1 protein-coding gene is annotated in these 8,917 nt (G+C 47.9%); it reads right to left on the bottom strand.

Annotation, left to right across the window (positions count from 1 at the left end; genetic code table 11):
• The coding region (locus Xvie_RS19265; protein WP_139838903.1) for a non-ribosomal peptide synthetase at window positions 1–8,917 on the bottom strand (8,917 nt) is incomplete at both ends.

Raw genomic sequence — 8,917 nt, forward strand, 5'->3', positions numbered from 1 at the left:
ATCGGCAATAATGCGCCACGAGACGGCATCAATAATTAAATGGTGGAACGCAAAGAACAGGCGGGCACTGCCATCCGACCAGCCGGTTAAATGACCTGCTCGCCACAGGGGGCCATCGCAATAATCAAAATCACTCTGCCACTCGGTTAAGGTCTGATGCAGGGTATGCTCATCACATTCACTCACATCACAGCACTGCAACGGCGCCATCCAGGGGCTGATTTCTGCGTGATAACGCTGTTGGTAGCCGGTTTCAGTATAGACGAAGTGAGTCCGCAGCAGGTCATGACGGGAGGCCAATTGCACTAATGCTGATGCTAGCTCAGCCGAAGTAATGTGCCCCGGCAGCTGCACCATGAACGCCTGATTCCAATGATGGGGTGAAGCCCAGTCACCGTCGAAAAACCATTGCTGAACCGGCAACAAGTCAAACTGACCGGTCAACCTCCCTTGTTCAGCCACAACAGTGGCTTGTGAAGCCATTCGGGATAACAAAGAGGCCAGTTGAGCGACAGTCGGTGCCTCAAACAGCGATTTTACCTGCACGCTAAAACCCGCATGACGTAACCGGGAAACCAGCTGAATACCGACAATGGAGTCACCGCCAATACGGAAGAAGTTATCGTTGATCCCGACGCGGGCTACCCCTAAAACGTCTTCCCAGATCTGGCACAGCTTGTGCTCCAGCTCATTTATCGGCGCAATATAATCCACTTCAGTAACAAACTCCGGAACCGGTAACGCCTGACGATCTAACTTACCGTTAATCGTTAGCGGTATGTTATCAATCATAGTGAAAGAGGCCGGGATCATATAATCCGGTAGTTTTGAGGCTAACAGAGAACGTAACTGCTCTTTAGATAAAACTACGTCTGGCTCAGGTACAATATAGGCGGCTAAATATTTCTTACCTTCTTTCTCCCGATCAATCACGACGGCTTGTTTTATTCCGCTCAGGGCCACGAGAGCACTTTCAATTTCACCTAATTCGATCCGGAAACCCCGTATTTTGACTTGGAAGTCATTGCGTCCGAGATATTCCAGATTACCATCCGGCAACCATCTAACTAAATCTCCCGTTTTATACAGTCTCGTATAACCCTTAGCGACATCTTCCCCTGTTGCAAACGGATTCTCTATGAAGCGTTCTGCCGTAAGTGCTGGTCGATTAAGGTATCCTCGTGAAAGACCGACACCTCCTATATAAAGCTCTCCCGGTGTACCCAGTGGTACAAGTTCCATATCGCTATTTAATACATAGCATTTTTCATTATGGATGGGGTGCCCGATACTTAATATTTCTCGCTTTTCAACGGATGGCTGGAAATAAACGGCTACACTGCCTATCGAAGTTTCAGTCGTACCATAAGCGTTTATTACTGCAATATTATGTTGAGTCAGTAATAACGCATCACTCCTGTATATTTTATCTAGCCCGGTTAAAATTCGTTTTAGAGGGCAATTCCTTGAGCTTAATACATACTGAACCAAGTCCTTTATCATGAAAGGAGGCATCCATGAAAATTCAATATGATTCTCTGTTATGAATTCAAAGTATCTTTCACTATCCGACTGTATTTCGTTGGGTAGAATGAACAATTTGCCGCCAAACAAGAGTGATGCAAATATTTCATATATAGATACATCAAAGACATAATTTGTCCAAAATACAGAGCTGGATTGACCGTGTTTAAATTCATCTGCGTAGAACAGAGGAATAACACTATTTGATTGAACCATCACCCCTTTTGGTTTACCCGTGGTTCCTGAAGTGTAAATTACATACGCTAAGTCAGTCGAACCGCTAATTGAAGGAAGATTGTCCGTTGGCATCCCTGCAATGCGCTGAGTATCATCTACTGCGATCAGCATCGGCTTTTGCGGTAACTCAGTTGTCACCATTGACAGCGCTTCAACGTGTCGCTGTTGTGTCAACAACAATGTTGCTTGGGTATCCTCAAGAATAAAATGAATACGTTCTTGCGGATATTCCGGAGAAATAGGCACATATGCCCCCCCAGCTTTTAGTACCGCCAGAATGCTGATAACCATTTCTAAACTGCGATCAAGATACAACGCAATTAACGTGTCCGGTTGCAGCGGTTGACCCCGACTTTGTTTGTAATCCTGACTGATGGCATTGGCTAACTGATTTGCGCGTTCGTTCAGCTCACGATAAGTGAGGGCTTCATTTTTAAACACCAACGCAATGTGATCCGGTGTTTTCTCGACTTGCGCTTCAAACAACTGATGCAGTGTCTGATCCTGAGGGTACGGTGCATCGGTCTGGTTCCACGTGTGCAGCAGCGTATGGCGTTCTTGTGCGGACAACACATCTATCTTCGCTAAATATTGATGTGTATCACTTACCCATGCCTTCAGGACGCGCTGATACCGCTCAAGCATACGTTCGATACTGGCTTCATTAAACAGACTGACAGCGAAGTTGAAGGTTCCTGTGATACGTGCCTGATCATCTGACAGGAATAAACTGAGATCATACTTCGCTGGGGTATAGAGATCATCGTTGAATGATACCGGCGTCCATGGCAATGACCCCGCCGTTTCTGCATGATTGTCAAAGTTTTGTACACTGAACATCACTTGGAAAATCGGGTGGCGAGACATATCACGCTCAACATCCAGCAAATCCACCAATTGCTCAAACGGTATGTCCTGATGCGATTTCGCCTGCGTGACGACGTCATGGGTATGGGCAATTAATCCCTCAAAGCTTAACTCTGGGGTCACTTGGGCTCTCAACGCCAGTGAATTCACAAACATGCCGAGCAGGGATTGGGTTTGGGCGTGATGACGGTTATCCGTTGGTGTACCCAATATAATGTCCGTCTGGCCGGACAGTTTTGACAGGGTGGCATAGAACGCCGCCAGCAACACCGTGTACAACGTGGTTTCCTGTTTTTGCGCCAGCGCTTTTAACTGGGCTGACAGTTTTTCGTCTAACGTAAAATTGCAATTACGTCCGGTATAGTCTACGTGATTCGGGCGGGGTTTATCCGTCGGCAATATCAAGAGCTCATAGTTGGACAAGGTATCTTGCCAGTAACGACGCTGTTGTTCACCGACTTCGCTTTGCAAATAATCACGTTGCCAGCGTGCGTAATCTCCGTAGGTGATATCCATCAGAGGCAATGACACTTCCCGCGATTCACTCAGCGATTGATAAGCTGCCGAAAGCTCTTGCATAAAGATATCAATCGACCAGCCATCCATCGCAATGTGATGCCACATTAAGAGCAGGTACGTCTGGTCTGCAACTTGATAGTGATGCAAGCGCAAGCTCGGTTCAGTGGTGAGATCGAACGGGGTGGCAATCTCGGCTTTCACAACTGATAGCAAAGTGTTTTCATCGGCTAAACGGGTGATTTGAACAGGAATATCGGTCGCCAATACCTGCTGATAGCTATTCCCGTCACTATCCGTCTGATACACCGATTTCATGACCGGATGGCGATTAACCACAGCATTGATCGCCTTCACTAAGACGGATAAATCTGCGTCTTCATTGAGTTTCACTAAATACGGCATATGATACGCATTGCTGCCTTGCTCAAAGCGTTCGATGAACAACATCCTCTCTTGCGCAAACGATAGTGGATAGTGTTCACATTCTTGATGTGGGATCACCTCGCAGGTCAACTGACCCAATTGTCCGGCCAAACTGGCAATGATTTTATGTTTAAACAGCAATGACAGGGGGACATCGATCTGGCATTCCCGGCGCATGGCGGCGGTTAATTTAATCGCACTGATGGAGTCGCCGCCAATGCGGAAAAAGTTGTCGTGAATACCCACGCGCTTGAGGCCGAGTACATCCTGCCAGATTTCACACAATTGTTTTTCCAGCGCGTTGCGGGGAGCCAGATAGTTGCTATTTTCCATCCACTCCGGTTCTGGCAGGGCACGCCGGTCCAGTTTCCCGTTAATGGTTAATGGTACTGACTCAATTTGAGTAAAGGTTGAGGGCACCATGTACTCAGGTAAACGTGCTGATAACCGCTCAATCAATTGATCAGCATCAACCCGGTTGCCATCAGCGGGAACCACATACGCCGCCAGATATTGGTGACTTTCACGCTCACGATCAATCACCACCGCTTGTTTCACTTGAGGCAATGCATTCAAGGCGTTTTCGATTTCGCCCAACTCAATGCGAAAACCGCGGATTTTAACCTGAAAATCGTTACGGCCAAGGTATTCCAGATTGCCATCAGACAACCAACGCGCGAGGTCACCGGTTTTATACAAACGGGTATAACCTTTGGCTTTATCGGCCTCGGTCGCAAATGGGTTATTGATAAAGCGCTCGGCGGTCAGCTCGGGACGATTGAGGTAACCACGTGCCAGACCCGCCCCACCGATATATAACTCGCCTGGCGCACCGATCGGCACCGGTTTTTGCTGATCATCCAATACATACGCCAGCATGTCATTTATTGGTCGCCCTATGTTAGAAACATGCTCATTCTTGTTTAACGGTTTATATGTCACATGCACCGTTGTTTCCGTAATGCCGTACATATTAATCAATTGTGGGTGCTGCTCACCAAAAACATGCCACCATGATTGCAACTTATCTGGATTCAGCTTATCTCCACCAAAAATAACATAACGTAAATCCGGCAGTTCTATGCTTCGATCGGTAACAACATCACTAAAGACGTAAAAAGCTTCCGGTGTTTGATTCAGTACTGATACACCTTGTTCTTTGCATAAGTGCGAAAACGCAACGGCATCTTTGGTCAGTGATGTTGTCGGTACAATTAAACGGCCACCGTATATCAATGCGCCCCAAAGCTCCCACACGCTGAAGTCAAACGTATAGGCATGATAAAGCACCCAAATATCTGCCTGAGTAAATTGATAATCCGCTTGGGTCTCTGCAAACAACCTCACCACATTTTGGTGGTACTGCAACACCCCCTTCGGTTTGCCCGTGGTTCCTGAGGTGTAAATCACGTAAGCTAAGTCCATTGACCTGCTTATAGATGCAAGGTTATCTGTTGGCATAGCTGCTGTAATTTGCGAGTCATCCGCTGCCACCAACTGAGGCTTGTGTGTCAACTTGCTAATGAGCGATGACAACATCTCTTGATGCTGCATTTGCGTCAATACCAATGGCGCTTGAGTATCTTCCAGAATAAATTGCGTCCGTTCCGCCGGGTATTCTGGCGAGATTGGCACATAAGCCCCACCGGCTTTTAACACCGCCAGAATGCTGATAACCATTTCTACACTACGGTCAAGATATAACGCAATTAACGTATCGGGTTGCAGTGATTGACCACAGCGTTGCTCATAGTTCTGGCGGATGACGCTGGCCAACTGATTCGCGCGCTCGTTCAGTTCACGATAAGTGAGTGTTGTTCCTCCAAACACCAACGCAATGTGATCCGGTGTTTTCTCGACTTGCGCTTCAAGCAACTGATGCAGCGTCTGATCCTGTGGATATCGCACATCGGTTTGGTTCCGGGCGTACAACAATGTATGGCGTTCTTGCTCAGACAACACATCCAACTCCGCTAAACGTTGGTGTGTATCACTCACTAACGCTTTCAGGACGCATTGATACCGTTCAGCCATACGTTCGATGCTGATCTCATCAAACAGACTGACAGCAAAGTTGAAGATGCCCGTGATGCACGTTTGACCATCCGACAGGAATAAGCTGAGATCGTGCTTCGCCGGGGTATAGAGATCATCGTTGAATGATACCGGTGTCAATGGCAATGACCCTGCGGTCTCTGCATGATTGCCAAAGTTTTGTACACTGAACATCACCTGGAAAATCGGGTGACGAGACATATCACGCTCAACATTCAGCAGATCCACCAATTGCTCAAACGGCATGTCCTGATGTGATTTCGCTTGCGTGACGACGTCATGGGTATGGGCAATTAATCTCTCAAAGCTTAACTCTGGGGTCACTTGGGCTCTCAACGCCAGTGAGTTCACAAACATGCCGAGCAGGGATTGCGTTTGGGCGTGATGACGGTTATCCGTTGGCGTCCCCAATACAATGTCCGTCTGGCCGGACAATTTTGACAGGGTGGCATAGAACGCCGCCAACAACACCGTGTATAACGTGGTTTCTTGTTTTTGCGCCAGCGCCCTTAACTGGGCTGACAATTTTTCGTCTAACGCAAAATTATAATTATTCCCGGTATAGTCTACGTGATTCGGGCGGGGTTTATCCGTGGGTAATAGCAAGAGCTCATAGCCGGACAAGGTATCTTGCCAGTAATGACGCTGTTGTTCACCGACTTCGCTTTGCAAATAATCACGCTGCCAGTGTGCGTAATCTCCGTAGGTAATATCCAGCGGAGGCAATGACACTTCCCGCGACTCACTCAGCGATTGATAAGCTGCCGCAAGCTCTTGCATAAAGATATCAATCGACCAGCCATCCATCGCAATGTGATGCCACATCAAGAGCAGGTACGCCTGGTCTGCGACTTGATAATGATGCAAGCGCAAGCTCGGTTCAGTGGTGAGATCGAATGGGGTGGCAATCTCGGTTTTCACAGCTGACAGCCAGACATCTTCATCGGATAAGATAGTTGTCTGGACAGGAATATCGGTAGCCAATACCTGCTGATAGCTATTCCCTTCACTATCCGTCTGATACACCGATTTCATGACCGGATGGCGCTCAACCACGGCATTGATCGCCCTCACTAAGACGGATAAATCTGTACCTTCATTGAGTTTCACTAAATGCGGCATATGATACGCACTGCTGCCTTGTTCAAAGCGTTCGATGAACAACATCCGCTCTTGTGCAAATGATAATGGGTAGTGCTCACGTTCTTGATGCGGGATCACCTCGCAGGTCAACTGACCCAATTGTCCGGCCAAACTGGCAATGATTTTATGTTCAAACAGCAATGACAGGGGAACATCGATCTGGCATTCTCGGCGCATGGCGGCGGTTAATTTAATTGCGCTGATGGAGTCACCGCCAATGCGGAAAAAGTTGTCGTGAATACCCACACGCTTGAGGCCAAGTACATCCTGCCAGATTTCACATAACTGTTTTTCCAGCGCGTTGCGGGGAGCCAGATAGTTATTACTGTCCGTCCATTCCGGCTCTGGCAGGGCACGTCGGTCCAGTTTCCCATTAATGGTTAATGGCACCGATTCAATTTGAGTAAAGGTCGAAGGTAGCATGTACTCAGGTAAACGCGCCGATAACTGCTCAATTAATTGGTCAGCATTAACCCGGTCGCCATCAGCAGGAACTACATATGCCGCCAGATACGGGTGACTTTCACGCTCACGATCGATCACCACTGCTTGTTTCACTTGAGGCAGCGCATTCAAGGCATTTTCGATTTCGCCCAACTCAATGCGAAAACCCCGGATTTTAACCTGAAAATCGTTACGGCCGAGATATTCCAGACTACCATCAGACAGCCAACGCACCAGATCACCGGTTTTATACAAACGAGTATAGCCTTTGGCTTTATCGGCCTCAGTTACAAATGGGTTGTCGATAAAGCGCTCTGCGGTCAGCTCGGGTCGGTTGAGATAACCTCGAGCCAGTCCCACGCCGCCGATGTACAATTCGCCCGGTGCTCCCATCGGCACCAATTTCTGGTGATTATCCAGCACATACAATTGAGCATTGCCAACCGCTTTCCCTATACAGTTTGCGTATTGTGCAGACAAAGATGGGCGGCCATTGGTAGATACAACTGTGCATTCAGTTGGCCCATATTCATTAATGAGTAATATTCCCCATAGGTCTTTTAAAATATGGGCACATGTTTCTCCACCTGTAATCACACGTTTTAAGCTATTACAGCCTTCCGGCTTGCCTAGTGACGTTAAATACCCTGCGGCAGCACTCAAATGGCTAATTGAGTAATGCTCTATCAACTTCGATAAGTCTTCTGGTTGCTTTACATCCCAATTTGTTGGAATGACTAAACTTGCACCATTTAACAGCGTTAGGAACAAGTGATATACCGATGGGTCAAAAATATAATCCACAACCGATAACAGCTTCTCATCAGTTGAAAAACCTAATTTTTGAGTTTGATCATGCACAAGATTTATCAGTGAAGTATGAGCAATCATCACCCCTTTTGGCTGTCCTGTCGTTCCTGAGGTATAGATTACATAGGCTAAGTCTGTTGAACCGCTCATCGCAGGAAGATTGCCCGTTGGCATCCCTGCGGTGACCTGAGTATTATCTGCTGCGATCAGTGTCGGCTTTTGCGCCAATCCGGTTGTCACCGTTGACAGCACGTCTAGGTGTCGTTGCTGTGTCAGCAACAACGTTGCCTGGGTATCCTCAAGAATAAAATCGGTGCGCTCCGCCGGGTATTCGGGAGAAATGGGCACATAAGCCCCACCGGCTTTTAACACCGCCAGAATACTGATGACCATTTCTATACTGCGGTCAAAATACAATGCGATTAACGTGTCCGGTTGTAGCGGTTGGCCACTGTTTCGCTCATCGTTCTGACGGATGACGCTGGCCAGCTGATTTGCACGTTCGTTCAGTTCACGATAAGTCAGTGTTTCCCCTTCAAACACCAACGCAATGTGATCCGGGGTTTTCTCTGCCTGCGCTTCAAACAACTGATGCAGCGTCTTATCCTGAGGATACGGCGCATCGGTTTGGTTCCAGGTGTGTAATAAAGTATGACGCTCCTGGTCACTGAGGACACTCACAGACGTGTGGGCTTGTTGTGGGTCATTTGCCGCGCTGTGTAAAATGCGCTCAAGCTGATTGAGCAAACGCCGGGCTTGCGGGGGATCCATCCAGTCCGCCCCATAGCCCAGTTTGATCACCAGACTGTCCCCCTGTTCATGGGCCATGACAGAGAGTGGGTAATCGACCTTTTCAACGGCTTGCCGGAATGAGACTGCCCCCTCAATACCGACT

Source organism: Xenorhabdus vietnamensis (assembly GCF_002127535.1).
Taxonomy (GTDB): Bacteria; Pseudomonadota; Gammaproteobacteria; order Enterobacterales; family Enterobacteriaceae; genus Xenorhabdus; species Xenorhabdus vietnamensis.